This window comes from Bradyrhizobium sp. CB82, from assembly GCF_029714405.1.
Classification (GTDB): Bacteria; Pseudomonadota; Alphaproteobacteria; order Rhizobiales; family Xanthobacteraceae; genus Bradyrhizobium.
In genome coordinates this window covers 7477437-7503644 of sequence record NZ_CP121650.1, presented here as the reverse complement: position 1 = coordinate 7503644, position 26208 = coordinate 7477437, and the positions used below count along the sequence as shown (strand labels likewise).

Below are 26208 nucleotides of genomic sequence, written 5' to 3'. Positions count from 1 at the left end.
GCAACGAGTTTTTACCGCAGATAACACATTGAAATTACGTGATCATTTTTCGACGGTTTGCCCGGTGGGGGCTCCCTCGAGGATGCCCCATCAAAATCTGGGATCAAACATCTAGACGGGCCCAAGTAGTTGGATTATCTGCCAAATCTAGATTGGCGCCTTTAGGCGCCAACGATGGCGTTTGAGGCGGCTTAAGGCGCCAAGACTTGACCTGGCAAAGAGCCAGCTATAGGACTGGTGCCATAAGACGCCAAAAGATCATCTAAGGGAGCCTTAAGACGCCATGCCTCCTCGTAGCCAACTGATCAGTGCGCCACCCACAGCCGTCCAGGAGGCGGTCAAGCGACTGGGGAACAATCTTCGTACCGCGCGCCTGCGCCGCAACCTGAGCCATGCGGTGCTGGCAGCTAAACTGGGCGTAGATCGTCACGTCATCGCTGATGCTGAGAACGGGAAATTGAGCACCAGTGCCGGCGTGTATGTCGGCATGCTGTGGGCAATGAACCTGCTCGCATCGCTTGCCGACGTTGCCAACCCGAAGAACGATGAGGAGGGGCTCGCTCTAAGCGGCCTCGATGAGCGCCAGCGTGCTCGACAGGGAGGCGGACCAAGCAATGCCTTCTGAGGAGTGTTTCGTCTACATTACGCTGCCAGGCCAGACAGAACCGGTTACGGCGGGGCGCTATCAGCTCGACACGACCCGCCAAGGCGCCGCCGTTGGACAATTCGTCTATGGCCGCAGCTACCTCGAGCGTAAGGATCGCGTCGAGTTCGATCCGGTCGAGCTCAAGATTCAAGTCCCTCCGTTCCGGACAACGAAGCTGCGGGGCAATTTTGGTGCGTTGCGGGACAGCTCTCCGGACGCCTGGGGCCGCAAGTTGATCGAAACTCGTCTAGGCAACCCGTCGCCGAGCGAGATTCAATACCTGCTCAATTCACCCGACGATCGCGCCGGCGCTTTAGGTTTTGGTCTTAACGTGCAACCGCCGGCACCTGTTCGTACGTTCAACAAAACGCTGGATTTGGCGCGTTTGATCGAAGTGGCCGACCAGATCGTCGCCGCTGAAAAGGATCCGTCAGCACCAGCACCAGCACGTGCTGACGCTGAACAGGCCGAGGCGTTGATGCGAGCGGGCACCTCGATGGGCGGCGCGCGGCCTAAGGCTACTGTCGAGGACGAGGATGCCCTTTGGCTCGCGAAATTCCCGCATCGCGATGATCGCTGGAATAATCCGCGGGTCGAACACGCTATGCTGACCCTTGCTCGCGAGTGCGGGATCTCGTGTGCGGAGAGCCAGATGACCACAATCGGCGACAAGGACGTTGTCCTGGTCAAACGGTTCGATCGGAATAAGACCGAAAAAGGCTACCTCCGCAGCAGGATGGTGAGCGCCTTGACGCTGCTCGATGCGGATGACACACCCGACACAGTCGATAAGCGTCAGAAATGGTCATATCTTCTGCTGGCGGACGAAATACGACGAGCCGCATCCGGAAGTCAGTCGAAGGATCTGCCAGAGTTGTTTCGGCGGGTGTGCTTTAACGCCCTCATCTCCAACACCGACGATCATCCACGTAACCATGCCATCTTGGCAAAGGACCAGGCATGGTCGCTATCACCAGCATACGACCTCACTCCGAACCCGATGATTGCATTAGAGCGCCGGGACCTGGCGATGGCGTTCGGCAACTGGGGACGATACGCCAACCGGGTCAACTTGCTGTCGCAGTGCGAGCGTTTTCTCTTATCAAGAGAAGACGCTACGGCAATCGTTGATGGGATGAAAGCGACTATCGGGGAGGCCTGGTATCGAGTCTGCAGGCAAGTTGGCGTCAGCGAGCGGGATTGCGAACTGATCCGCAGCGCGTTCGCTTACGAAGGGTTCGGTTACAATTTGGAGGATCCGACGATCGCAACCGATGACGCCGAAGAGCTGCCGACCACCCGTCCTCACTAAGCAATCGGAAACGCTGGAAGCGCGAATATCGCAGGTCAATGGGGGCCACGAAGCTCCGCCCGATAAGCTCCTCTTGTCTTGAGACAAAGGCCTCAAATATTGGCAGGGCCAGAGGTATTTGAAGGCCAAGTTGCCCGATGATATCTGAGTAACGGCCGGCTTTTTCGACGCGTCGGACGAACTGCGCCAGGATTGGTAGCTTGCTTCTAGCGGTTCGAAACGCTTTATAGGTTCGCTTATCGACGTAGGTGACGTCGGCATAGGCGGCCAAGCTGCCGAGGTGCGTATCGTTCAGGTCGCTTTCCTTCCTTCGGCCGGATCTGCTCGATTCCGGCTTGAACCACTTGCGACGGCAGTCGACGTTTGGAAATTGCTGCCTTGAGCTCGGGCCAAGGCTGTTGAGCAATTCGGACTATGACGCGCAGCTTGCTGTGAAAACTCGCGAGCGCGCCAGCGAATGCCTGTTGTCAATTCATCGACTGCGGTGCTCGCTACGTACTCAGGTGAGCGCCAATTCTCCTGCCATAAATCCTTGTTCGCGAAAAATCCCGACCTATTTCGGCCGCGCTGCCAATCGCAACAAAGGAGGTCCTTTGCGTTTCCCAGACGGGGGCTCGTCAGCTTCTCGACAGCTGGCCCGAGTAGCATGAGAGAACCGCCTTATTACTCCTGACGGGGCGGTGGCTCGGGATGATTTTCAGGCCCGTTCCTCCCAGAGACTGGCCCGGCTGCCGAAAGGTGGCCGGGGCTTTTCGGAGGGGGCCTCATGCCAAGAAATTCGGAGCCGCCGAACGGATTGCGGCCGCGGCGCTGGGTGTGGCGCCTCCGCAGGCCTATCCACGAAGTTGTCGTTAACGTGAGGCCGTCCAACCGAACGGGACGAGTAGCGCTGCAGGGCTTGGTGCGGGGGCAGTCGTATTTTCTTTGTGTGCTGCTGGGGACCACTAGCGATCGCGGATGCTTGAAGAGTCCAATGATTCGAAGAAAGTTGACTGAGTTTGAGAAGGCTCAAATTGTTGCACAGCACAGAGCAGAACATCTGCGCCAGTTTTGGTTTTGGTACAACGAAATCGAAGTTATTGTGGAGGACTACACGGATGACGGAGGCAATCCTCGTGTGACCGTCCGCGTCAAGAGTTGAGAGAGCAACATATGAACCCTCTCGGATCATCCGGCAGGATCCTGCTTCAGACCACGAGCAGTGATTGTTGGGCAGACGCTGAGGGCTAAGGGCCGGCACAGTCGCCTCCCGAATCGCCGGTCACGTCTACAATGGTCGCTGGTGACCGATGCAACCCATAGAGACGCAAAGCCGGTGCGGCAGCGCCTGAAATCCGCGCCCCGCTGATATGCTGAGACAGAAAAACATGTAGCCTTGAACGCTGGAATCGAAGCCGCGTAGATTGGTGCCGAACATCCTCGTAACCGCCGAAGATGTGTTCTGTCGCTTTGTCACAGGATGCAATGAGCCGGCCGGGTAGAGACAAACCACATAAACACCGCACCAAGTGGCAGATCTTGTGACGGTTATCTGGCTTCCCGGAAACATACCTGTGCCGTATTAGAATTATGAGGACGTTGCGGCGCATCTAGGGCGTCGCCTCTTTACGTTATATTGTCGGATCCACGTAGCTGTTTGCTGAAGTCCGCCGAACCCGAAGAAGTGCGCTCGTAACGATCGCAATTCAAGTGTGCTTTCCATTTTGTGCAAGAGTCGATCGATTAGCTCGCGCGGCTCATAACCGACGGCAAGACGGCTTAATCTATGACCTTGAGCGCGCAATGCTTGAGCAGAGTGTGATACGCCACAGATGAGCGCCAAACGCATGACGCTCTTTAGCGTGGTAGGCCCCGCCAAACCGACGCGAACGTCGTCTATTATCCCTCGCATCTGCAAACGACTGATATGGGCCGTTATGTCGTCTGGCTCGAAACAAAACTGGCTCACGACCCACGGCGTCATCCCTTGCCGAACGGTCAATGAAACCTTTCGATCGAGTTCGCCATCTAGCACATCGGTTGGGATGTGCGGATGGGGCTGCGGATAGGTGGCGAAGCCAAGACGTTCAAAGCCATAGCGAGCGAACAGGCCCGTCTCAAGCATCGCTCGACTGGAAGGAAACGGTCCGACGACGCGCGCAACGTCGCCCGCCAGCAACAATGCTCGATCGACGCCGGCCTCCTGCAGTCGGGCCAGTGTCGTCTCGAGCTGATGATGGCTTTCGTATCGACGTGCAACCAAGTGAGGCACCGGAACGAAGCCCGATGTCTTGAGCTCTAGCGCTCTTGCAACCAACGTCTCAAGCGGCTCTCCCGATATGCTCGCAAGATATATCTCGGTCCCGGGCGAAAGGACTCGCCTCGCCATCTCAACCGCTCGAGTATCGCTTGGTGTGATTTCGATGGAGTACTGACCTAGAAATTGCTGGCAAGCGTCCCCCTCGTTGCAAGCTTGGGCCCTTGACACGGTCATGAACTGGTCCTTCTTCGGTCCGCAACGCGAGCGCACGGCAATCTTCAGCCAGAGGCTCGACGTGACCAGCCGGATCTTTTGAGGTTGGAAGCGAGCGGTAAAAGTCCCGCGCCTCAGCAGAGGCTGAACTATTTCACGGCTTGTGGTTCCGGGAGATGACGTAAGTTTCGTCCCAAAACCAGAGTCCATTATGCTTGCGCAAGATCTCCCTGGTGCATGCCAGGTACCGATCGTCCGTCATTGCCTGGGCCAGTCGCTCGTCCTCAATCTGTGCCACGTAGCTGGCGTTATTCCAAGCCGCGAACATTGTTGACGTCCCGATGGAGGTGGCGTCGGCGTCGATTTCGTTGGGCAACGTATACATCACGTACTTAAATCTAGACTGCTTATCGCTCAGTGCATTGAAGTTGTACTGGCGTGCCTCATGCCCCATCGCGACTTTCGTTTCGCGCAAGATGTCTCGTCGATCGTTAGCGAACGGCTGTTCCCCCGGCCACACGCTCTGAATGATTTCAAGGCCTGGATCATTGCCGCACGAATGAATGCCGACCAATCGACCTCCCGGAGCAAGTGCGAGCGCTAATGGCGCAACGACCTTCCTTGCCTTGAACTCCGCCGACGCCCGTGCCCGATAGGGCTGCGAGGCGATGACAAGATCGTAGTCCGCCGTGATCGCGCCTTGCCTGGGGATGACCTGGTTCAACAGGAACTGGCAGCTCTGCAGATAAAGCACCAGAACGACCGGGCGCTCGTAGACCGGGTTGCCGGATTTCTTGCTTACGCTCGCCTTCCAATGTTGAGCTAGAAACGGCTCCAGATCATTGATCTGGCGCTCGTAATCGGCCGCAGTTCGTCCGCTCAGGGCGACTTCATGCCAGACGAGCCTGGATGTCGCTAAAGCCGAGCTTGGCGAAAGATATGGGGCTTCGTGATAGTAAAGGTTGGTCAGGACAATGACCATAGAAGGGTGTTCGTGAAACCGATCAGGTAGTTTTTCGAGCGTCAAGCGAATGTCTTCGAGGCTGATCTCTTTCCCGACGACATAGTATGGCAAATGCTCGTAGCGTTGATGCATCGAACGCAGCACGCGCGCCAGCACCGTCCCGTCACCGACGCCCGCATCAAAGACCCGCACAGCAGGCGGACGTGGATGGATCTGATCGAGTTCGAGCGCTATTCGTTCTGATACGACACGCTTCTCGCTGCAGGTATTGACGAACATCAGGTACTTTTGTCGATTGTCGTAAAATCGAAAGCTTTTCTCTGGTGCAGCTTCTTTGATCGCTTCGTGCGCAAACTCATTTCGTGCGACGGATGACACGTTAACCCCTTCCTTCATAAGCTGGCATTTTACGTGGCTGAACTCTCGACAGCGCTGACGCAACCGGGGCTAAGCGGGTAAGCAATTGCGCACCGGCCAACGGAGACGACGGCGAACCGCCACACAAGACAAGTGAGCGCAATCGACGATTTTTAAACGAGCTCGATGTCCGCTTCGTGCGTTGCTGAGCCTCTGACAATCAGAAACCAGTCCCCTCGAAGCGATCAACACGAAGATTTCAACCTGGCAAGGTCGCCCCCTTCGTATTTGCTTAGAAACTCGTCAACCGTCAGCTTGCGGAAATCTGTCAGCGCCACCCGCAGGCTTTCATGATCCCAATCCCACCACGCAAGCCTGGCGAGCCGCCCGGCGATATCGTCCGAGAACCGCCGCCTGACGGGGCGTGCCGGATTGCCAGCGACGATCGTGTAGGCCGGCACGTCCTTGGTAACGATTGCACCGCCCGCAACCACAGCACCCGTGCCGACGTTGCGGCCGGGAAGTACGATTGCGCCGTGACCTATCCAGACATCGTGGCCGATGTGGACCTGATGTTGCCTTCGCCAATCGAAGAATTCTGCCTCGTCACTTTCGCCGGGAAAATAGGCACTCGCTCGATAGGTGAAATGTGACTGACTCGCGCGGTGCATCGGATGGTTGCCAGGGTTAATGCGTGTCATTGCCGCAATCGAGCAGAACTTTCCGATCGTGGTGTAGGTAATCTGGGAATCGTTCTCGACGTAGGAGTAATCGCCCATCGTCACTTCTCGCAAGATCGTGCGCGCCCCGACCTCGCAGTAGGCGCCGAGTGTGGTATCGTGCATCAGAGCGCCGAGGTGGACGGTCGGTTGGACTGAGAGAGTTCTGGTGGCCATAATGGCTCCGCAAGTTGAACGGTGGGCACTTGTCTAAACGGGATGATCACGGTTTCGGACGGATCGAGACTTCGGTGCTGATATCCAGGGCAACGGCGCAGCATCGCTGGATGCGGCCCGGAGCCGGCACGACCTCAGTCCGTCTCGAAAACATTATCGGCAAGGAGTTCAGTTGGATTCCGCTCCGCCACGATCTGTCCCTTCTGGACGACCAGCGCTCGGCCGACCAGCGAGGCCAAGAAGCTGAGATCCTGATCGGCAATGATCATGGCTGTCTTTTCCGACCGGTGAATCGACAACAGGCATTCGGCGATTTCGTCGGTCACCGAAGGCTGAATGCCCTCTGTCAATTCATCAAGCAGAAGAAGCCGCGGCGAGCGAACCATGGCGCGCGCCAGGGCCAGCAACTGCCGCTCGCCTCCACTCAAGGCACCGCTAGGGCGCGCAAGAAGCTTTTCGAGTCTCGGAAAGAGGCACAATATCTCGGCAATCGGCTTTGCTCTGCCGGACCCGGGCATCATGCCCGCAAGCAACAAGTTCTCCTTTACAGTGAGGCCAGGAAAACCCGCTCCGCCTTGCGGCGTGTAGCTGAAGCCGAGACGACTGCGTCGATAGGCAGGCAGAGCTTCGATGGCATCACCGTCCAGCACGATCCGGCCAACTTCCACCGGCAACAGTCCCATGACAGTCTTGAGCAGGGTGGTCTTGCCCATACCGTTGATGCCGATGATCCCCAGGATCTCATGAGCGCCGAGATCGAAGCTTAGGCTGCGCAGTACCTGCGTCTTGCCGTAGCCCGAGATCAACCGTTCACCCTTCAGCATGAGCGGCCTCCTTCTTGCGGCCGAGATAAATGTCGCGAACAATCTCGTTTGCCTCGATCTTGTCCATGGTGTCCTCAACCAGCACCTTTCCCCTGTGTAGGACAGTAACTCTCTGCGCAAGTCGGGCGATGAACTCCAAATCGTGCTCGACGACGATTACCGTGGCGCTGGCGTTGAGACGTTTGATGATGTCGACGGTCTTCAACATCTCCTCACGCGTCATGCCGGCGGTGGGCTCGTCAAGGAGGGCGATGCGCGGGCTGCTCGCGAGCAGCATGCCGAGCTCGCACCATTGCCGATGCGCGTGCGAGAGGGTCGCCGCCGGCTGACTGGCGAGACGTTCGTCGAAGCCGATTTCGTCCAGCGTCAGCTCGACGACCCTGTCCAGCTGGCGCTTTCCCAGTCGCCTCCGCAGGGCCGCTAGGCGGATATTCTCACGGACGTCAAGATTGGCGTAGATGCTGGGAATCTGGTTCTTAATGGCGATCCCAAGCCGGGCAATGCGATGGGTGGCCAGCCCCTGCAGATCCCGGCCCTCGAACAGAACATGGCCGCTCGTCGGCTGGTGCTGATGTGTAAGGCATTTGAAGAGCGTGCTTTTGCCGGCGCCGTTCGGGCCTATGAGGCAGCGGATTTCGCCGGCGTTAACGACAAGGTCGACGCTATCAACCGCAACAACACCCCCGAACCGCTTAACGAGACCGCGCGTCGCGAGAATGGGGGCCCCGCTCATGCCGGTTTCTCCTTCCGTCGCAAAATGCCGAATCGGTTCGGGAACTTCAGGCTCGATAGGCCAAGAAGCATCGGCTGCAGGCCTTGCGGCACGAGCATGACGAACAGGATGATCGTCGCGCCGAAAATGAGCTCCGTGTTGAAAACTTGGTTTGCGCCGAGCTGGCTGCTCAGGAGCTGGAAGCCGAAGCTTGCCACTACGGGTCCGACAAAGGCCCCGAGTCCGCCGGCGATCACCCACAGAACGAATTGCGAGGCTTGCGGAAGGTCAAAGACGTTCGGGCTGACGTAGCCCATCACCGCCGTGTAAAGTGCCCCGCCAAGCCCGGCAATGGCAGCACTTACGGCAAAGCCGACGAGCTTGTAGAAGCGGATGTCGTAACCAAGAAGCTCGCTCCGCAACTCGCTCTCGCGGATCGCCGTCATGATCCGACCTGCATCGCTCGAGCGCAAGAGCGAGAGCAGAACGTAAGCTCCCGCCAGTGAAAGCAGGCAGATCGAGAAAGTCGCTTCCGTGGATAGAAATACCTGCGGATCGCCTGGCATGTTAAGCGACGGGACTGCCGTGATCCCGTTGAAGCCGCCGAGCGGCACCGGGCCGATGTGAAACGAGGGATCGGCGGTTGACATCATGAAGGAATAGAAGATCAGCGTCACGCACAGAGTGATAACGCCGAGATAGACGTCGCCCAAGCGGCTGAAGAACAGGAAATAGCCGAGGACAAGCGAAAATGCGACCGCCAGCGCGATGCCAATCAATACGGCAAGCGTGCTGTCGCCGAGATTGGAGACCGCGATGGCATAGGCATAGGCACCCAGACCAAAAAACACGGAATGTCCGAGGTTCAGGATCCCGAGTGTTCCCCAGACGAAGGCAAGACCGAGTGCTGCGATCGCCATGGCCGAAAAGGCAGATAGATTGACGAGATCGAAAGGCTCCAGAACGAATGGCCCGAGAGCCGCGAAGAGCACAAGGGCGACTGGGAAAAGGGCATGTTCGACTTGACGTACCATGGCGTTATCGACCTCCGGTCCACAAGCTTGAGACGCCCGTTGGAAACAGGCGCAGGATGATCACGGCCAAAAGCAGCAGCGAGGCCTGACCGATGACCGGTGTTGCAAAATAGGAAAGCAACGCCTCAACCGGCCCGAGTATTGTTGCGGCCGACAGAAAGCCCGTAATCAGGGCTCCGCCCCCGCTGATCACCGTGACGAAGGCGCGGGCAACATAGGCCGCGCCCATATGAGGAAGGACACCCGATATCGGCGCAAGCAGCGCTCCGGCCAAGCCACTGATTGCTGCGCCGACGATGAAAGTGGCCGCATATACGCGATCACAGTTGATCCCGAGGGTCGCTGCCATCTCCGAATTTTGCATCGCCGCCCGCGCGATCAGTCCGTACTTCGTCCAGTGCAAAGCAAGGAGAGAACTCACGACCAAAAGAGCTGTGATCCCAATCAAGAACAGTTGGTAAGCACCGATAGAGTAGGCACCAATCGGAATATTGCCCAGCGGTGCGCTCACGCCCATCGTCGTGTTGCCGAAGATGGCGGTCACCGCACCGATTAAAAACAGGCTAAGACCCCAGGTTGCCAGCATCGTCGTGATTAGGTGACCGTACAGCCGGCGAACGATCAGTCGCTCCGTCACGGCACCGATCAGAGCGACGAAGATTGGGGCGACAACCAGCATGGAGAGCCAAAGATTGACGCCGGCATGATTGGCGATCACGGTGGCGTATCCACCGAGCATGATGAACTCGCCATGAGCAAAGTTGATGACGCGCATCATGCCGAAAATGACGGCGAGCCCCAAGCTGATCAGGGCAAGAAGCGCAATGGAATTGACCACCGCGAAACACAATATGACGAAACTGTCCATGAACTGTCTCGGCTTGCGAAGATGGAGATAGGCGGATTGGGCCGGCGGCGCCGCGAAAGGTGCGGCGCTGCGAGCGCCGCCCCGCCTAGCCACCTAGATCTGCGGCATCAGAAAATCCGTCTGGTTGGGATTGGTGAAGACGTTGCATTTGCCACCATACGTATCCGGCGGAATCTGCTCCTTCTTCTCGATCAGGCTCCAGACGCGGTTCTCGACCTTGATGATGTGAACGTCTTGGGTCGTGTTGTGGGTGGGGCCATCCGTGGTCATGACCCCGGCCGGACCTTCCCAGCGGATGCCGCTTTCGAGGGCAGCCAGAACCGCCTCCCGCTCGAAGCTGCCGGCAAGCTTGACCGCTTCGGCCCAGAGCATGACACCGCTATAGCCGCCGAACACCTCGCCATTGATATAGGGGTGGTTCTTGCCGGCAACGGCTTCCACCTTGGCCAGAAATTCCTTGTTCTTCGGCGTGTCCAGTTCTTGGAAGTAGTTGTACGCGACGATCACGCCGTCCGTTTCCTCCGGAGCAAGAACCTCGTGCTCATTGCCAGCGGCAAACACGATCGAGATGATCGGAATCTTTTTTAGCATTCCGGCCGCTGCCCATTGGCGATAGAACGACATGGCCGGACCGCCAACGAGGCAGGAATGCACGACATCCGGTTTGGCGGTCTGTATCTTTGCAATAGCCGCGGTGAAATCCGTGACATCGAGGGGATAGTAATCATCGGCTAACACCTGGCCACCTTCGCGCTTGGCCATCACGTGATTCCAGATCCCGAAATTGCGGGGGGCGTTATAGTCCGACGCAATATAATAGAGCTTCTTTCCGAGATTCCTGAATGACCATTCGAGCAAAGGAACAACCTGCTGATTACCGCCCGTGTTGACGCAGAATGTATTCTTCTCGCAAAGTCCGCCTTCGTAGAAGGAGCCGTAGATGAAAGGTATCTTGTACTTGCGCAGAACGGGGCGCGTGGCCTCGCGCGCGGCGCCGCTGAGCGCACCTTGTACCATGACGACCCGATCGTTCAGCGCCGCCTTCTGCGCGTATTGCGGGTATTTGTTGATGTCGGACTGGCCATCATAAACCTTTAGCTCGACCTTTTTGCCGAGCAGGCCGCCAGCGGCATTGATCTCCTCGACGGCGACTTTCATGCACAAATTCGAGGGTACGCCATAAATATCTAGCGGCCCCGACAAATCATGGAGCGAAGCAATAGCGACGGTGTCGGATGCGGCCCACGCGCCTCCGGCAAGAGAGCCGGCGATGGATGCAGCAGAAAGCGCTGCCGAAGTGCCGAGAAACGAGCGACGGGATAGTTTCACGAGAATTCTCCTTTGGCTGCTCGACAGAAGAGGCGTGCTCTCCTGCCGAGTGACGACAACCAACAGCAAGCAAATGAGGCTGCGGCGCCGCTTGAAAGACGCAGCGCTGGGAGCGCAGCCGCCTACATCTGTGGCATCAAGAATTCGGTCTGGTTGGGGTGGGCAAAGACGTCGCACCTGCCGCCATAACTGTCCGGCTGGATCTGTTCCTTGGTTGCAACCAGGCTCCAGACCCGGTTTTCGACCCTGATAATGCGCACGTCCTGGGTCGTGTGGTGCGTAGGCCCGTCGGTAACCATTTTCCCGCCGGGCCCTTCCCAAGTGATGCCGGTTTCCCAAGCCTTCATGACTGCGTCGCGATCAAAGCTGTTCGCGCGCTTGACGGCCTCTGCCCACAACATGACTGTATTGTATCCACCGATCGCCTCGCCATTGATGTAGGTATGGCTTTGACCCATCGCTTGAGCAAAGCGCGCCAGAAAGGCCTTGTTTCGCGGCGTATCGAGCTCCTGGAAATAGTTGTAGGCTGCGTAGATGCCGTTCGTCTCTTCAGGTGCCAAAATCTCGTGTTCTTGCCCGCCACCGAAAATGATCGAGACGATGGGAATCTTCTTCAACATCCCCGCTGCGGCCCATTGGCGGTAGAAGGACATTGACGGACCACCAACCAGACAGGAATGGATGAAATCCGGCTTTGCCGCCTGGATCTTGGCGATTGCCGCAGTGAAATCCGTAACATCGAGGGGATAATAGTCGTCTGCAAGCACCTCGCCGCCTTCGCGCTTTGCCATCACGTGATTCCAGGCTCCGAATGTGCGCGGCGCGTTGTAATCGGAAGCGATGTAATAGAGCTTCTTACCGAGGGTTTTGAATGACCACTCGAGCAGTGGAACGACCTGCTGGTTTCCTTCGGTGTTACAGCAGAAGATGTTCTGTTCACAGGCGCCACCTTCATAGATCGAACCATAGAAGTACGGCACCTTGTATTTGCGCAGAACCGGTCGTGTCGCCTCTCGGGCAGCTCCGGTCAAGGCGCCCACCGCCATCACGGCTCGGTCGCGCAGCGCCGCCTGCTGCGCGTATTGCGGACCTTTGTTGATGTCCGACTGGCAGTCGTAGGCCTTCAGGACGACTTGCTTGCCGAGTAATCCTCCTGCCGCGTTTAATTCCTTGACTGCGAATTCCGTGCACATGTTCGACGGTGCACCATAGACATCGAACGGTCCGGAGAGATCGTAGAGCGAAGCGATGGTTACGGTGTCCGAGGCCGCGGAGGCGGAGCCGGCCAGTGAACCAAAAACGGACGCGGCTGATAGTGCGGCGGAAGAACGGAGCAGCGTGCGACGTGACAAATTCATGAGGATCCTCCTTTAAGGCTCGCAAATAAAAATCCAATGCGGCGAGCAACTGCAGCGCCGGGGCTAGACGAGGAAGGGCAGGCGTGATGGTCGTCGGCGGGAAGCGGATCCCCGCCGCGTGCAGGTTCTGGACTATCTTCGCCGCGCCATTGAAACGACTTGACGTTCGACGGGCAGGTCGGGCTCGTACAGGTACTTTGCGCTTGTATCGAGAAAGTCGTGCGTGTGGATCACCACCGCGTCCGAGTTCAGGAACGCGATCGCATAGGCTGGCGGCTCCATGCTGCAAGGAATCCCTCGCTCGTGACCGAAATCGAGCCACAATTGATGATTGAGCCCCCGCAAGGTTGAAAAGGGAATGTTCTGCCAGCTTCCGGCGATTGGGCGATGCACATGCCCGAAGAACAAATGGCGGATGGAGTACCCATCGAGGAGACGTCCAAATCTTGCAGCATCGTCCAGCATGATCTCGTCAGCGGGCCGGAAGTGAACCGGAAGCGGCGGGTGGTGCATGAAGAGATAGACAGGGCTGCCTTGCGACTCTCCCAGACGCGATCGCAACCATGCCTGGCGCTGCTCACAGTAAAGGCCGGCGTGGCTGTCGGTTTGCGTTGTATCGAGGAAGAGAAAGCGTCCCGCCGCCGTGTCGAGCGCGGATTGAATGAAGCCGAAATCATCGGCAGGAACCTCGGGAAATACGCTCCGGAAATTGGCGCGATTATCATGATTGCCCATTAAGAGCCGCACCGGCATAGGCAGGACCTTTAGTGCCTCGCGCAGGCGAACGTAAGCGCTTTTTTCGCCATGATGAGCAAGATCACCGGTGATGACGCAGAGCTCCGCATCTGCATGCTGCCTGGCGATATCTGCTAGACAAGCGGTCAGGCGCTCGCCAGGATCGTTGTCGAACAGGCGATCGCCAGCTGGGACCAGGTGAAGGTCGGTGATTTGAATGATTTTCATTATTGGGGGCTACTTGAGCTGTCAGGAAGCAACGGCTTGAACGGAAGGCCTGGCGTTCCAGAGCCGGCGAGATGCAATCTCGGCGCCCTGCACGAGCGACTCGAGCTTGCGCCAGGCGATGTCCGGATCAACAGTGTGGAACGTTGCAAAGCTGGCAAAGCCGCAGTCGGTGCCGGCGATCACTCGCTCCCGTCCGACCAAATTGGCGTATTGTTCGATGCGCTGGGCGACGACCTCAGGATGTTCAATGTAATTCGTGCAGGTATCGATGACACCCGGAACGAGAATCTTGTCGTCGGGGAGCCGTGTCTGTTTGAACAGACTCCATTCGTGCGAGTGACGTGGATTTGCCGCCTCCAGCAGAAGTGCCATCGGCCGCGCCTTGATGATGATATCGAAGATCTCATGGAGATCGATATCGTGATGATGGGGCGATTCGTAATTGCCCCAACATAGATGCAGTCGCATCCGATCGGCGGGAATGTCGCGCAGGGCATGATTAAGGACCTCGACGTGAAGCGCAATTTCCTTGCGAAACTCCGCGACATCCATCGGCTTCGCCCGGAAATGGCGTCCAAGCGCCAGATCAGGGCAGTCGATCTGCAAGAGAATGCCCGATGCAGCGATGACGTCATATTCCGTCTTCATCGCGTCGGCCAAAGCATAGAGATAGGCCTCCTGCGAGGGATAATATTTATTCGGCATGTAGTGAGCCATAATTCCCGGAGACGAGGCGTTCATGAACGCTTCCTCAACAGGAACCATATCCAGTGCCGCTTTGAGGTTGGCGATATCCGTTGCCACCGCCGCCTCGCCCTGGTACGCGATAGGTCCCACGCACGCAGGCGTCTTGATATCTAGATTGACCCGCTTTGCGAAATTCGAAAAATCCGCCAGCTCGGACAAGGCAAGCGGCTGGTCAACGCCCGTCAGACCTGTCATGCGCTCGCGCGCATAGGTCGAATAGGCGTATTTGCTCATCTCGCCATCATCGATAACCGAAAGCCCAATGAGCGATTGCTTTTTTACGATGTCGAGGACCGCCAAACTGACGGAAGCGGCCAGCAACGGATTGCGGTCAGCGTCCAGTTCGCTTTTCTCTTTCGCCAGGAGCATCTCCTCCAATCCAGAGGGCCTCGGCAGACTGCCGACGTGGGTCGTGAGGATACGGTCGGTGCTTATTTTCATTCGCCTCTCCTATTAATTCGTACGAGGTCGGCCCCCTCTCTTTCGATGGGGAGAGGATCACCTCCTCGAAAGCCCGATTTCGTTGTGCGTGAGCGCTGCGCCTCGATGGGCCCGATTGATAGTGGTTTGCGGCCTGCTTCCGGAGACGTGCGTAGCAAGCGCAGTTGACGTAGAAATGTCTTATTATTAGCCCTGCTAATAGTTGAAGTATTGCTGCAATTAAATAAGCTGGCATCCAATCGGCGGCGCATCTGTCGCCGGTGCCAATTTTATTCTGCGCGACAGCCTTAATTCGCGCAGTAAATTATGCCACATCTTCCTGGTCTTGCTGAGAAGCGCATCCAGCAAACAAGTTAAATGGTCGAGATGAACTGTGAAAAAAACAGCGCGCAACTGGCGCAGTCAAAAATCAAGGTTGTGTTGTCAGTCGCGCAGAGAAAACGCTCTCCAAGCGCAGGAGCTCTTGTTTGCCTATGCTAGCGAGCACGCGCCATGCTCGGCTTGGAGACGCAGCAAAAGTTTGACATTTCGGATACCGTGTGATGTTCATTTTCGACTAACACAGCAGGAGCCTCTACCGCCAGTTGAGGCAGCATCTTGGGTCTTTCGTAGATTTGCGATCTTGAAGCAAACCATGCTTGGGGAAGGGCGATATGGGGTAGGGCGTCGCGACGTTGAGTTGTTTCGATCGTCGGTCGAGACAATGCGGTGATCAGCAAATATATCGAGAAGAACGCCAAAGCCGCGTGCCTCATTCTCTGAGCTCGCGGTGTTTTGGTCGCCTTTAAGCCGCTCAGTACCAACAACCTTGCCAGTAGGCAGGGGCGCGAAAAGCCTTGAACCCGCGTCGGAATGCGAATCTACGGCAATAGGAGGAGCAGACGTCGAAGGCATGAAAATCAGTTCTCACCAGATTGCGGCCTTTACAGAGGTCTTCCGGCAGAGAAGCGTTTCAGAAGCTGCAGCCGTCCTCGGTGTCACCCAATCGGCCGTCACCCAGCACCTTGCCAAGCTTGAGCAACATATGGGGACGACACTCTTTATCCGTCATCGCAGCGGGCTCGAGCCGACAAAACCGGCCCAGGAACTGTTTGCGCTAACTGATCGCGTTCGAGTCCTCGAGCAGCTCGTCGCGGAGAAGATCAATGCCTACAGTGACCTATCGGCCGGACATCTAACGGTGATCGCGAACGCGCCGCGCCCGGCAATGCCGCTTATTTCCGAGTTCAACCGGCATTTTCCCGCAGTCAGAATCACGTTCTCCCTGGTGCCCTGGGAGCTTGCTAAGCAACGGCTTGAAGCGCGTGATGTCGATATTGCTATCATCACTGAGCCTGATGACATTGCCAACCTATTCCACGTGCAGCTAAGCAAGAATCGGCTTATGGCCCTCATGCGGCGCGAGCATCGACTCGCCTGCAGACCGACACTCGCTCTTGCCGAACTCGCCGAAGAGAGAATCATTCTAACCGAGGATGGTTCGCTGACGCTCCGCGAAGTGGAAAAAGCTTGTCTTGAGAACAGTACAAGTATGCCCAATATTATCAAAATGGCGACTTATCCTGTTCTGAAGGAGGCCGTTCTGCACGGAGTAGGAATCGGCGTCCTGCTTGAGGACAGCGTGTTTCCAGCAGAGGAGCTCGTCTATAAAACAGTCGACGAACTCTGCACTGATTTCAAAACATATATTGTCACGACATCGGATAAAAGACGCCTACGCTGCGTAAAATCGTTCTTCGAAACCGTTGAAATGTCTTTAGAAAATCAAGGCAATATATCTCCCCGCTAGACATGGAAATCGCAACCGCGAAAGCAATTCGTGAGGGGCTCGATCGAGGTGGGTGCCGAGCTCCACGATACCGCGACGTCTGGCTCGGGGGGCCGACTTCGCGGAATACAAATGCTCGAGCGCGGCAGCTAAAACTTTCGAGCCGGTCCACCGTGGGAGAGCTCAGAAGATCGCAATCATTTGCAAGGGCTACTGCCGCCGCCTCTGCCAGATCGTCATGATACTCAAACGGAAGAGAACTGCCGGCCTAGACTGACCATGGAAGCGAGTAGGTCTTCAACTGCGTGAAGCTCCGCATCGCCTCCAGCACGCCCTCTTTGTGCCCGAGTCCGGACTGCTTGATTCCTCCGAATGGGGTCAATTCGGTGCGATACCCAGGAACCTCCCACACGTTGACGGTACCAACGGCGAGACCGTCGATGAGCTTGGTGACATGATCAAGCCGGTTGGAGCACACACCAGCAGAAAGTCCAAACTGGGTCGCGTTCGCAATCGATATGATCTGATCAACATCATTAGGGCAACGGATGATTGGCAGCACCGGCCCGAATGTTTCTTCCATAACAAGTTCAGACGTCGGTGAGACGTGGTCCAATAGGGTGGGCGGATAGGACGCGCCGTTAGGCTGGTTACCGAGCAACAGGGTAGCACCAGCATCGACGGCATCGGCAACCCGTCGAGCAATCAGCTGGGCAGCCTCTCGACTGATGACAGTGCCGATGTCAACTGATGGGTCGCTGGGATCGCCGATCGAAAGCTTCAGCATGTGATGCAGCGCCCGCTCGGCAAATTCGTCGGCAACGGACTCAACCACCAACGCCCGCTTGACGGCTGTACATCGTTGACCCGAGCTCTTGGTCGCTCCTTGAACCGCCAAATAAGCTGCCCGATCGACGTCGGCATCCTCAAGCACGATGATGGGGTCGTTCCCACCGAGCTCCAAGATGAGCTTCCGGTAACCGGCTCGTTCCGCAATATGGTGCCCGACCTGAACGGAGCCAGTAAATGTGACGAGCTCGGCACTTGGATTGGTAAACATGGCGTCTCCCAAGGGGGCGGGAGCCCCTGTCAGGATCGAAAGCATTCCCTCGGGCAGACCTTGCTCATGCAGAATCCTGCCAAGCGCGAGCGCAGTCAACGGCGCTCGCTCAGACGGCTTCAGGACGACGCGGTTGTTTGTTGCAATCGCGGGCGCAAGCTTATGGCTAACGAGATTAAGAGGATGATTAAACGGGGTGATAGCTGAGATCGCACCGGCGAGCGGCGTTCGCATGGAAAAGATACGCCGATTGTGCGGGGTTGCGCCAATGTCAGATGGATAGACCTCGCCGTCACTCTGGATTAGCGTATGGGCAGCAAATGACCAGACGTCGCATGCACGCCCGGTTTCATGCAAAGAGTCCTTCAGGCAGAGCCCTGTTTCTGATGTGATAAGCCGAGCAAACCGGTCTTGATCTCTCTTAATGGCGCTTGCCGTCCCGAGGAGGATATCCGTTCGTTCGCGACGCGTGAGCCGGGGGCGAATCCGCGCGGCTGCTTCAAATGCCTGTCGAGCATGCTCCGGTCTGCTTTGCGGGACTCTGCCAAGAAGCATTCCCGTGAATGGATTGTTCACGTCGATCGTTGCGTCCGAGTGAGCGGGCACACCTGCGATGAGCATTGGATGATAGTCTTCATCGTTATCGTACATGCTGTAATTCTCGTTGGGTGTGAGATCCACGACCGCGGTCGCGTTTCTTCGAAGCGGATGCGGTAGGCGGTCGGAGCACGTCTTTGACGACCTCGTTTACATTCTAAACCAGAGCGATGAAGATCAGCCCACAGTCGGTCATCGAACTAAGATACAAGCCCCATTTTGTCGGCTGTCGCTATCTCATTGCCGCGGATGCCGATGACGCGCTGAAACATGGTCTTATTCTGAAGCGGAGAATATCGACTTGTGACGCGGGCAAGCTGAGAGGAATGAAGGCGGTTGACCTTGCAGACCACGAAATGAGGGCCGCTGCGCCAGGCGCACTGTCGCAAGGCTGTCGTGATATGCTCGGACAGCTCGCAGCGGGTAGCCGTTCGATAACCGCAGGCGGACGCAACGGCCTCGAGAGATGTCGTTCGTGACGTCGAGAACTGACCGCCCGTCGAAACGTATCCTTCGTTGTCCAGCACCACATGAATGAGATTCTGGGGGGCGGCATAGCCGATAGTCGATAGGATACCCATGTGCATCAGCGCGCTGCCGTCTCCATCCAGTGCCAGGACGGTACGGGTGGGCGAAGTCAGCGCAACCCCTGCCGCAACCGCGCTGCAATGTCCAAGGGAGCCCTGCATGTAGAAGTTAGTGGGACGATCCTGGACACGGAACAGCTCACGAGAAATGTATCCGGTCGTAGAGACAATAAGTGTATCGGGCTCGAGCTGCTGGTAGATCAACTCAATGGCTTGTCCGACACTGACCCCATAATCAGCGGCATCAGCCTGTCTTTCGTCGGGGCAGCACACGGATAGTTGACCCCTGCGAAAGAGCAATGCAAACGGCGCTGAGCGATGAAATGCATCGTCGCCTTGTGCGAGCGCGTGATCCAAGCCGGACAGGGTCCCATCAAAGTCACAGCATTCAATCGAGAGCTGATTCAGGAGGGCCTTTGTGTTGGCGCCCATAATCGCGTGTTGCGGCTCGTCGGCAGGTTCATCGGGGTGGCCACGAACGGATAACAGGAGCAGGATGGGAATTTTGTTGACCATCAACAGAGATGTCAGCGGGTTGATGATATTTCCGAGCCCAGAATTTTGAAGCGCAACGACCCCTCGTCGACCTGAGAGCGCCGCGCCGGCAACTAGCGCAACTGCGCTACCCTCGTTGGCCGCCGGCACAGTCAGGAATCCCGAAGCTTCGGCGACGAGGCCGAATAGATCACCAAAGATGGAACACGGAACTCCTGAGAAAAAAGTATACCCGGCCGCCCGAAGCTTAGACAAGAGAACATAGGTTGGAATAGACATGCCGTGCTCACGAGATTCATTGAGAGCAGCGGCCGTGGAATGAGCCGTTCCTGAAAAGCGGAAAGGTCATTGGCGTTAGGCGATCTTTCTCGCAACGATGAGGCTGCGATTGCAGATTGATTTGTGGAATTCGATCTCCTGGAAGCCGGTCCTCTCGAGCATGGCCCGCATGTCCTCAAAGCTGTAACAGCAGCCTTCGTATCCGGTGGTCAGGAGCACGGAGTATTCTGCTTCGGCTGCCGGGGATGGTTGTTCTCCGCGATCATCAGGGTGGCAGCCGTAAATTGCTATCCGACCATCGCAGTCAATGCTGTCAAAAGACTTGCTCAGGAGTAGATGAACCTTGTCTGGTCCCCAATTGTGAAGCACGTGCGAATAGAGGTGGAGGCTAGCATTCCGAGGCAGAGGATCAACGAACATATCGCCAGCTATGACATTGGCGCGACTCGGGTATAGATTCCGGTCTGTCAGGCACGTCCTTGCAAGCTGGTCAACGGGGGGACGCTCAAGGATCGTTGCCGAAAGTGAGGAATAGCGCATCAACAGATGCGCGGAATAGACCCCCGATCCACCGCCTACGTCGAGTACGCAAGTATCATTCGTACAATCAAGCAGCTTCGCAAGGTGCGGCGCAAAGATCCGTCCGCGTTCCTCCATCCCGCGTGTGTTCAGATCGGCGAACTCGTCCGTTTGCATCAAGGCGTCCCAGGTCTTGGTTACGCCGCGCTCAACGTGCCAGGTATCCGAGCCATCCTGTCGCAGGATCTCATAAAGTTCTCGGACAGATGACTTATATTTCATCGTTGCAATATACGACGCGACGTTGTCCGGGGAATTGCCGCTCAGATACCGAACGGCTGTCGGCGTTGCCTGCAGTCGGCCGGATTGTCTGGAGATGAGGCCCCACGATTCAAAGAGTCGAAGCATGGTCCGCGTTGGCCGCTCGCGAAGAACGAAATGAACTCGCAGCTCCTCTTCCGTTACCGGCTGGCCATCCAGGTAGGTAAAAAGATCAAGCCATGAGACTGCGGCGATATAGAGATCGGCCGCATAGGAGCTGTCGCGCCACTTGATGATCTGAGCAATATCGGGAAAGCAGACAGGCTCGGCTTCAGAGATCTTGGCGCGTGACGTCAGTGCAGACGAATGCATTGCTGCAAGTCCTTGTCTCAAAGCGAATTTGTATCTCTAAATGAGCTATTGCTGGACGTCGGCAAGCTCCAGCCAGACGCTTAGCAAGCTATCAGTGACACGCGCCTGTTATGTGGATCAATCGCCATTGTTGGTAGTTGACTGCTCGCAAAGTGGCTCGGTCACGGCTCGGAGGAATGACCGCCAATCGGATGATTACAAGCTGTCCGACTGTTGGTGCATGCGTGCATAATACGACCATTCCTATGCACATCACGCCTCCAAATGCTTAGCGTCGAGTGCGACCGCTACGATAGACGATTGTATGTCTCTTGCCGGCCATTGTTTGCGCGCGTGCGGTCGCTCAGATTGCGGTCCGTGACATATCGAACGCAGCTCGAAGCTGTCGTACTGCAGACGTATGTCGCAATTGCTTCAAAAGCATAAGGCGCCGCAGTCGTTGCTACGTTCTAGGCGTTGTGTTCGCTTGACTGTCGCAGCCTCCCAACTGGTACGATACTTGCTGCTGCTCTCCGTCGCCAGGCGTCAGGAACAGACGGGAGGAGAAGATGACCCCAACCACGAGCTGGGCCAATGGTGGTAATGGCGCGAATGCGACTGCGAAATTCGATGTCCTGATCATCGGAGCCGGCATCGCTGGCCTTTATCAACTGTACCGGCTACGGGAGCTCGGGCTGAACGTCAGGGCGATCGACGCGGCCTCGGGGGTCGGCGGCACCTGGTATTGGAACCGTTATCCTGGTGCGCGCGTCGATTCAGAGGGCCACGTCTATCAGTACCTTTTCTCCGAAGACCTCTACAAAGGATGGAGCTGGAGTGAAAGATTTCCGAGCCAACCCGAAATCGAATGCTGGCTCAATTACGTGGCGGACCAGCTTGATCTGCGCAAGAATATTCAGTTCGGCACGACGGTTCAGAGCGCTCATTTCAACGAAACGACGGAGCGATGGGTGGTCGCGACCGACAAGGGTGACGTGATCGATACTCAGTTTCTCGTCACCTGTTGCGGCATGCTTTCGGCGCCCCATGTGTCGTTCCCGGGGCAAGAGACGTTCAAGGGGCAGGCTTTTCATACGGCGCGATGGCCGCAGCAAACGGTCGACCTTAATGGGAAGCGTGTCGGGGTGGTCGGTATCGGAGCAACGGGGATCCAGGTGATCCAGACGATCGCGGAAAAGGTCGGCTATCTCAAGGTGTTCGTCCGTACGCCGCAATACATCCTCCCTATGAAGAATCTCAAGTACACCGCGGCGGACGTCGAGGCCTACAAGTCGAAATTCAAAGCCCTTACCAAGCTGCTGCCACACACATTCACAGGCTTCGAATTTGACGTTGAGCACGCCTGGGCTGGTCTGCCACCGCAACAGCGCCGAAAGGTGATCGAAGACTGCTGGAACGACGGTTCTGTGAAGTTGTGGATAGCGTCCTTCGCTGAATTGTTCTTCGATGAGGGGGTGAACGCGGAGATCTCCGAATTCGTGCGCGCGAAAATGCGCGAGCGGCTTGGGGATCCAGAGCTTTGCGACCTTCTGATCCCGAGCGATTACGGATTTGGCACCCATCGGGTACCGTTGGAGCAGAATTTCCTCGAGGCCTTCCAGCGAGCCAATGTGGAAGTTATCAACGTCAAGACCAGCCCAATCGAGCGTATCACGACCGAAGGCATCCAGACGGCCGATGGCACGGTTCACCCGCTCGACGTCATCATCCTAGCAACGGGGTTCGACGCAGGAACGGGCGCTTTGACCCGCATCGATATCCGCGGTCGCGATGGACGATCTCTGAAGGAGGAGTGGGGCAGAGACATCCGGACCACCATGGGGTTGCAGGTGCACGGCTATCCCAATCTCTTCACGACCGCTGTGCCGCTTGCCCCCGCGGCCGCGCTTTGCAACATGACGACCTGCTTACAGCAGCAGGTCGAGTGGATTACCGGATGTATTAGCTATCTCCGCGGCAAAAACTTGAAGTTCATCGAACCCTCTAAGGCGTTGGAAGATCAATGGGTGGCGCATCACGATGAGTTGGCCAGCACAATGCTGATCGCCAAGACTGATTCCTGGTACTTGGGATCGAACGTCGAAGGGAAACCGCGCCGAGTACTCTCTTATACCGGGGGTGTGGGCCGCTATCGGCAAAAATGCGACGAAGTCGTCGCAAGCGGCTATGAGGGCTTTGCCACGCACTAGGGACCGATCCGGCGCGAGCAATTGTGAGGGTCAAAAAGTCCCGATTGGAGGCCTTTGATTGGGAAAATGGAGCTACGATGGGAGTACTGTCGCATTTGCGGGTCGTCGAAATTGGTAGCTCGGCGGCAACCAGCTATTGCGCGCGATTGTTTGCTGATTTCGGCGCGGATGTTCAGAAGGTCGAACCGCCGGCAGGTGATCCAATTCGCCACTTCGCGCCGCTCACGCCGATGGGCCAGAGCGCTTGGTTCGCTTTCCTGAACTTCAACAAGTCAAGCACGATCATCGACCCCGCTGCGTCGGACGCGATAACGCGGCTGGAAACGATGATCGAGAACTGCGATATTCTGGTTGACGGCAGGGACATTGATCCGGCCAATTGCCCCGCCATTGACATCGCCGCGATCCGCCAACGGCGATCCAGTTTGATCCACCTCGAAGCGAGCTGGTTCGGCCGCGAGGGCCCTTATGCGGGATTCGCCGCAACCGATGCGACCATTCGCGCGCTCGCCGGCCTTATCAAGCTCGTTGGACCGGCCGAGGGCCCGCCGTTGCACGCACCGGATTTCCAGACGGGCATCCTCGGCGGTCTGTGGGGTTTCATCGCGGCGGCTTCTTCGGCGGTTGCACGAATGGAGGGTGAGGCAGGACGGTTGTGGTCGGTCAGTGTCTTCGAATCGAGCCTCACTATCAGCGAATATCTCATGTTCGAGGCTTCGGCGCGCGGCGAAGTCATGCGGCGGATTGGCATTAATCGCTTCTGGCCGGTTTTCCGGGCGGCATTTACGAAGCCAAAAACGGCTGGCTCGGTGTTACGACATTCACGCCGGCACAATGGCACGCATTCTGCGATATGCTCGGGCTGTCGGAACTGCGCGATAGTCCGGCTCTGGTCCTCAGCGAAGAGCGTCTGCAACACTTCGAGATGATCGAACGACACTTCGTGCCAAGGCTGAAGGCTCGGACAGCGCAGGAGTGGTTCGCCGAGGGACTGAAACGGAAGATCCCGATCGTATCGGTACCCAGCCTATCCGATCTGCTCCTCGACACAGAAAAAAGGCAGCGCGGCGCAATCGTACCTATCGCCCTAAGCCAAGAAGAGGGCATGACAGTCGGGTCGATGCAGCGGCTGACATCGACGCCTCCACGCCGAGGGGGCAAGGTTCCAGCTCTTGGTGAGCAGCAATCTGTCGCGGACATCCGAAAGCATCCATCTTTGGCTGCGGTGCGGCCGTCTACGTGCATCGATGCCGGACGGCCGCCCTTGCGCGGAATTCGCATTATTGACTTCACGATGGGCTGGGCAGGCCCGTTGTGCACGCGCACCCTGGCTGATCTTGGCGCGGAAGTCATCAAGATCGAATCCACCAAGTATCCGGATTGGTGGCGCGGTGTTGACCGACGGTCCGCTTACGTCGACGCTCAGATGTACGAAAAGAGCCAAGCCTTTTGCGTCATGAACCGCAACAAGCGCGGCATCACGCTCGACCTCACGCAGCCCCAAGGCCTCGTTCTTGCGAAGCGGCTTGTGGCGGAAGCCGACGTTGTCGTCGATAATTATTCGGTTGATGTGCTGCCGAAGCTCGGACTTGGCTACGATGTGCTCCGAACGCTTAATCCTCGGCTTGTCATGCTGTCAATGTCAGCTTTTGGCGCGAATAGCCTTTATCGCGATTGTCGAGCTTACGGTTCGACCCTCGAACAGGGGGCAGGGTTGCCAATCGTGGTTGGAAATCCAGACGGGCCACCCGTGATGAGCCACGTCGCCTTTGGGGATGCCGTCGGTGGGCTGAACGGCTGCGCAGCCGTTCTGGTCGCGCTGATAAACGCCCGCAATACCGGGCTCGGACAGTTCATCGACCTTGCGCAAATCGAATGCATGATGCCGTTTGCGGCGCCGTGGATCACCGTTCAGTCGATCGGCGGTATGCCGCCCCCGAAGTATGGTAATCGACATCCGCAGTTCGTTCCGCATGGCTGCTTCCGGTGCTCGGGGGAGGACAGCTGGGTCATGCTAGCGGCGACCGACGAGAAAATGTGGCAGAGACTTGCCATCCTCATCGGACGGCCAGACTGGGCGATAGACGCGTCGCTGCAATGTGCAGAAGGTCGCCGCTGCATCGAGGACGAGATAGAGAGGGCCATTGAAGCCTGGACTCTCACCCGCGATGCCGACCAGGCGATGTCGAAGTTGCAGGCGGGAAGAGTTGCGGCCGGCGTGGCTCGGCAGCCAACTGATCTGCTCAGGGACCCACATCTCGGGTCGCGTGGATTTTTACACGAGGTGGAACGCGCGTTCGTTGGCTTGCATCCACAGCCGTCGATGCCGATCCGCGACGGGTCGGGGCCGTTTGCGGTCCGCACAGCGGCACCAACGCTCGGAGAGCATAACAGCGAGATACTATCGGGACTTCTCGGGCTCTCCGAGACCGAGATCGCCCAATTGGCGTCGGCGGGCATCATCGGCTCGTCGATGGCCTCCGAGAGGGCTGGCAAAAGCAACGTGTCGCGAGCATGAATAATCGACCCGACGACGCTCATGTGCAACGGCGGCATGGCTTACTTAAGCCTTAGTGAACCAGGGGAAAAACGGTGATGGTCAACGACAGGAAGAAAGCGGCGTATCGCAGGCAGATGGCTGATGGGGCAGCGCCGGGAAAGCTGGCTCTTCCGTTGGCGCGAACGCGTGAGACGGCATTGTCACCTCGACCATCGCAGAGCAAGTCGGTGTAGCACTTGCTGGAAATGATCTGGCGATCCTGAAATATGGACCACATCCTCCGTTGCGAGCAAACGAGGCTGTAGGGAAACGACCAGCTACTCACGCAACCAACGCGTGTCCTGAGCGAGAAATTGATGATCAAGTATGCAGTTGTCGGTGCGGGCCGGATTTCACAGCAAGCTTTCCTGCCAGGAATAGGACAGTCCATGAACTCGAAGGTTACCGCGATCGTGACCGGTGATCGAGACAAGGCCGCGCGGCTGGCGAAGTTCCATGGTGTTGGTCGGATTGTCGGCTACGACGGTTACGATGCCCTCTTGAGAGGCTCTGAGGCCGACGCCGTGTACATTGCTCTTCCCAACCACTTGCATGCGGACTTCGCGGTTCGGGCGGCTCGCGCCGGCAAACACGTCCTGGTCGAGAAGCCGCTAGCTACCAACGAACGAGATGCGCTCG

The 26208-nt window shown here is 57.3% G+C and carries 21 protein-coding genes and 2 pseudogenes; 9 read left to right on the top strand and 14 right to left on the bottom strand.

Features of this window, described 5'->3' with window-relative positions; translation table 11 throughout:
• Positions 1–283 precede the first annotated feature (283 nt).
• From QA640_RS36220 to QA640_RS36210, 3 genes are all read left to right on the top strand, one after another.
• Positions 284–625 carry a helix-turn-helix transcriptional regulator gene (locus tag QA640_RS36220; RefSeq protein WP_283037562.1) on the top strand — a complete coding sequence of 114 codons (342 nt, stop codon included), beginning with the start codon at positions 284–286 and terminating at the stop codon, positions 623–625.
• A complete protein-coding gene (locus tag QA640_RS36215; protein ID WP_349253759.1) occupies positions 615–1958 on the top strand; it encodes a HipA domain-containing protein in 1344 nt (447 codons plus the stop codon). The genes QA640_RS36220 and QA640_RS36215 overlap by 11 nt, the downstream gene beginning before the upstream one ends.
• 973 nt (positions 1959–2931) lie before the next feature.
• Positions 2932–3099 (top strand): hypothetical protein, encoded by a 168-nt coding sequence (locus QA640_RS36210; RefSeq protein WP_283037560.1) that lies wholly within the window; start codon positions 2932–2934, stop codon positions 3097–3099.
• 426 nt (positions 3100–3525) lie between these two features.
• On the opposite strand, the gene QA640_RS36205 is transcribed toward QA640_RS36210, so the two are convergent.
• From QA640_RS36205 to QA640_RS36155, 11 genes are all read right to left on the bottom strand, one after another.
• Entirely contained in the window at positions 3526–4200 is a 675-nt protein-coding gene (locus QA640_RS36205; protein ID WP_283037559.1) for a hypothetical protein, read from the bottom strand.
• 364 nt (positions 4201–4564) lie between these two features.
• The gene (locus tag QA640_RS36200) at positions 4565–5713 is read right to left on the bottom strand and encodes a hypothetical protein (RefSeq protein WP_283042989.1); all 1149 of its coding nucleotides are present in this window, start codon (positions 5711–5713) and stop codon (positions 4565–4567) included.
• Between the two features lie 263 nt (positions 5714–5976).
• Positions 5977–6627 (bottom strand): chloramphenicol acetyltransferase, encoded by a 651-nt coding sequence (locus QA640_RS36195; protein ID WP_283037558.1) that lies wholly within the window; start codon positions 6625–6627, stop codon positions 5977–5979.
• Between the two features lie 134 nt (positions 6628–6761).
• Positions 6762–7451, bottom strand: coding sequence for an ATP-binding cassette domain-containing protein (locus QA640_RS36190; RefSeq protein WP_283037557.1), 690 nt, complete (start codon positions 7449–7451; stop codon positions 6762–6764).
• Entirely contained in the window at positions 7438–8184 is a 747-nt protein-coding gene (locus QA640_RS36185; RefSeq protein WP_283037556.1) for an ATP-binding cassette domain-containing protein, read from the bottom strand. The genes QA640_RS36190 and QA640_RS36185 overlap by 14 nt, the downstream gene beginning before the upstream one ends.
• Complete coding sequence (locus QA640_RS36180) at positions 8181–9197, bottom strand: branched-chain amino acid ABC transporter permease (RefSeq protein ID WP_283037555.1); 1017 nt, start codon at positions 9195–9197, stop codon at positions 8181–8183. The genes QA640_RS36185 and QA640_RS36180 overlap by 4 nt, the downstream gene beginning before the upstream one ends.
• A gap of 4 nt (positions 9198–9201) precedes the next feature.
• Complete coding sequence (locus tag QA640_RS36175) at positions 9202–10065, bottom strand: branched-chain amino acid ABC transporter permease (protein WP_283037554.1); 864 nt, start codon at positions 10063–10065, stop codon at positions 9202–9204.
• Positions 10066–10158: 93 nt separating this feature from the next.
• Positions 10159–11463: an ABC transporter substrate-binding protein gene (locus QA640_RS36170; RefSeq protein ID WP_283037553.1), complete on the bottom strand. Its 1305-nt coding sequence runs from the start codon at positions 11461–11463 to the stop codon at positions 10159–10161.
• A 53-nt stretch (positions 11464–11516) separates the two neighbouring features.
• On the bottom strand, positions 11517–12752 hold the full coding sequence (locus QA640_RS36165) for an ABC transporter substrate-binding protein (protein WP_283037552.1): 1236 nt from the start codon (positions 12750–12752) through the stop codon (positions 11517–11519).
• 132 nt (positions 12753–12884) lie between these two features.
• Positions 12885–13715, bottom strand: coding sequence for a phosphodiesterase (locus QA640_RS36160; RefSeq protein ID WP_283037551.1), 831 nt, complete (start codon positions 13713–13715; stop codon positions 12885–12887).
• A gap of 21 nt (positions 13716–13736) precedes the next feature.
• Positions 13737–14903 (bottom strand): cobalamin-independent methionine synthase II family protein, encoded by a 1167-nt coding sequence (locus tag QA640_RS36155; RefSeq protein ID WP_283037550.1) that lies wholly within the window; start codon positions 14901–14903, stop codon positions 13737–13739.
• Between the two features lie 892 nt (positions 14904–15795).
• Here QA640_RS36155 and QA640_RS36150 point away from each other — a divergent pair.
• Positions 15796–16692: a LysR family transcriptional regulator gene (locus QA640_RS36150; protein ID WP_283037549.1), complete on the top strand. Its 897-nt coding sequence runs from the start codon at positions 15796–15798 to the stop codon at positions 16690–16692.
• Between the two features lie 247 nt (positions 16693–16939).
• Here the strand turns inward: QA640_RS36150 and phnY are convergent, their stop codons facing one another.
• The 3 genes from phnY to QA640_RS36135 all read right to left on the bottom strand — a co-directional run bounded on the left by phnY (position 16940) and on the right by QA640_RS36135 (position 20841).
• A complete protein-coding gene (gene phnY / locus QA640_RS36145) occupies positions 16940–18382 on the bottom strand; it encodes a phosphonoacetaldehyde dehydrogenase (RefSeq protein ID WP_283037548.1) in 1443 nt (480 codons plus the stop codon).
• A 146-nt stretch (positions 18383–18528) separates the two neighbouring features.
• A complete protein-coding gene (gene aepY, locus QA640_RS36140; RefSeq protein WP_283037547.1) occupies positions 18529–19689 on the bottom strand; it encodes a phosphonopyruvate decarboxylase in 1161 nt (386 codons plus the stop codon).
• A gap of 75 nt (positions 19690–19764) precedes the next feature.
• Complete coding sequence (locus QA640_RS36135) at positions 19765–20841, bottom strand: methyltransferase (RefSeq protein WP_283037546.1); 1077 nt, start codon at positions 20839–20841, stop codon at positions 19765–19767.
• A gap of 548 nt (positions 20842–21389) precedes the next feature.
• Between QA640_RS36135 and QA640_RS36130 the strand changes: the two genes are divergently transcribed.
• The 5 genes and pseudogenes from QA640_RS36130 to QA640_RS36110 form a co-directional block, all read left to right on the top strand.
• Entirely contained in the window at positions 21390–23030 is a 1641-nt protein-coding gene (locus QA640_RS36130; RefSeq protein ID WP_283037545.1) for an NAD(P)/FAD-dependent oxidoreductase, read from the top strand.
• 77 nt (positions 23031–23107) lie between these two features.
• On the top strand, positions 23108–23959 hold the full coding sequence (locus QA640_RS36125) for a CoA transferase (RefSeq protein ID WP_283037544.1): 852 nt from the start codon (positions 23108–23110) through the stop codon (positions 23957–23959).
• Positions 23860–24153 (top strand): annotated as a pseudogene (locus QA640_RS36120) (CoA transferase); the annotation flags it as partial. The gene QA640_RS36125 and the pseudogene QA640_RS36120, both read left to right, overlap by 100 nt.
• A complete protein-coding gene (locus tag QA640_RS48405; RefSeq protein WP_349253758.1) occupies positions 24136–25548 on the top strand; it encodes a CoA transferase in 1413 nt (470 codons plus the stop codon). The pseudogene QA640_RS36120 and the gene QA640_RS48405, both read left to right, overlap by 18 nt.
• A gap of 338 nt (positions 25549–25886) precedes the next feature.
• Positions 25887–26195 (top strand): annotated as a pseudogene (locus QA640_RS36110) (Gfo/Idh/MocA family oxidoreductase); the annotation flags it as partial.
• Between the last annotated feature and the right edge of the window lie 13 nt (positions 26196–26208).

Coding starts and splice junctions, on each gene's coding strand:
- QA640_RS36220 (WP_283037562.1), top strand. CDS start 284: ATGCCTCCTCGTAGCCAACTGATCAGTGCGCCACCCACAGCCGTCCAG.
- QA640_RS36215 (WP_349253759.1), top strand. CDS start 615: ATGCCTTCTGAGGAGTGTTTCGTCTACATTACGCTGCCAGGCCAGACA.
- QA640_RS36210 (WP_283037560.1), top strand. CDS start 2,932: ATGATTCGAAGAAAGTTGACTGAGTTTGAGAAGGCTCAAATTGTTGCA.
- QA640_RS36195 (WP_283037558.1), bottom strand. CDS start 6,627: ATGGCCACCAGAACTCTCTCAGTCCAACCGACCGTCCACCTCGGCGCT.
- QA640_RS36190 (WP_283037557.1), bottom strand. CDS start 7,451: ATGCTGAAGGGTGAACGGTTGATCTCGGGCTACGGCAAGACGCAGGTA.
- QA640_RS36185 (WP_283037556.1), bottom strand. CDS start 8,184: ATGAGCGGGGCCCCCATTCTCGCGACGCGCGGTCTCGTTAAGCGGTTC.
- QA640_RS36180 (WP_283037555.1), bottom strand. CDS start 9,197: ATGGTACGTCAAGTCGAACATGCCCTTTTCCCAGTCGCCCTTGTGCTC.
- QA640_RS36175 (WP_283037554.1), bottom strand. CDS start 10,065: ATGGACAGTTTCGTCATATTGTGTTTCGCGGTGGTCAATTCCATTGCG.
- QA640_RS36165 (WP_283037552.1), bottom strand. CDS start 12,752: ATGAATTTGTCACGTCGCACGCTGCTCCGTTCTTCCGCCGCACTATCA.
- QA640_RS36160 (WP_283037551.1), bottom strand. CDS start 13,715: ATGAAAATCATTCAAATCACCGACCTTCACCTGGTCCCAGCTGGCGAT.
- QA640_RS36155 (WP_283037550.1), bottom strand. CDS start 14,903: ATGAAAATAAGCACCGACCGTATCCTCACGACCCACGTCGGCAGTCTG.
- QA640_RS36150 (WP_283037549.1), top strand. CDS start 15,796: ATGAAAATCAGTTCTCACCAGATTGCGGCCTTTACAGAGGTCTTCCGG.
- phnY (WP_283037548.1), bottom strand. CDS start 18,382: ATGTACGATAACGATGAAGACTATCATCCAATGCTCATCGCAGGTGTG.
- aepY (WP_283037547.1), bottom strand. CDS start 19,689: ATGTCTATTCCAACCTATGTTCTCTTGTCTAAGCTTCGGGCGGCCGGG.
- QA640_RS36135 (WP_283037546.1), bottom strand. CDS start 20,841: ATGCATTCGTCTGCACTGACGTCACGCGCCAAGATCTCTGAAGCCGAG.
- QA640_RS36130 (WP_283037545.1), top strand. CDS start 21,390: ATGACCCCAACCACGAGCTGGGCCAATGGTGGTAATGGCGCGAATGCG.
- QA640_RS36125 (WP_283037544.1), top strand. CDS start 23,108: ATGGGAGTACTGTCGCATTTGCGGGTCGTCGAAATTGGTAGCTCGGCG.
- QA640_RS48405 (WP_349253758.1), top strand. CDS start 24,136: ATGACAGTCGGGTCGATGCAGCGGCTGACATCGACGCCTCCACGCCGA.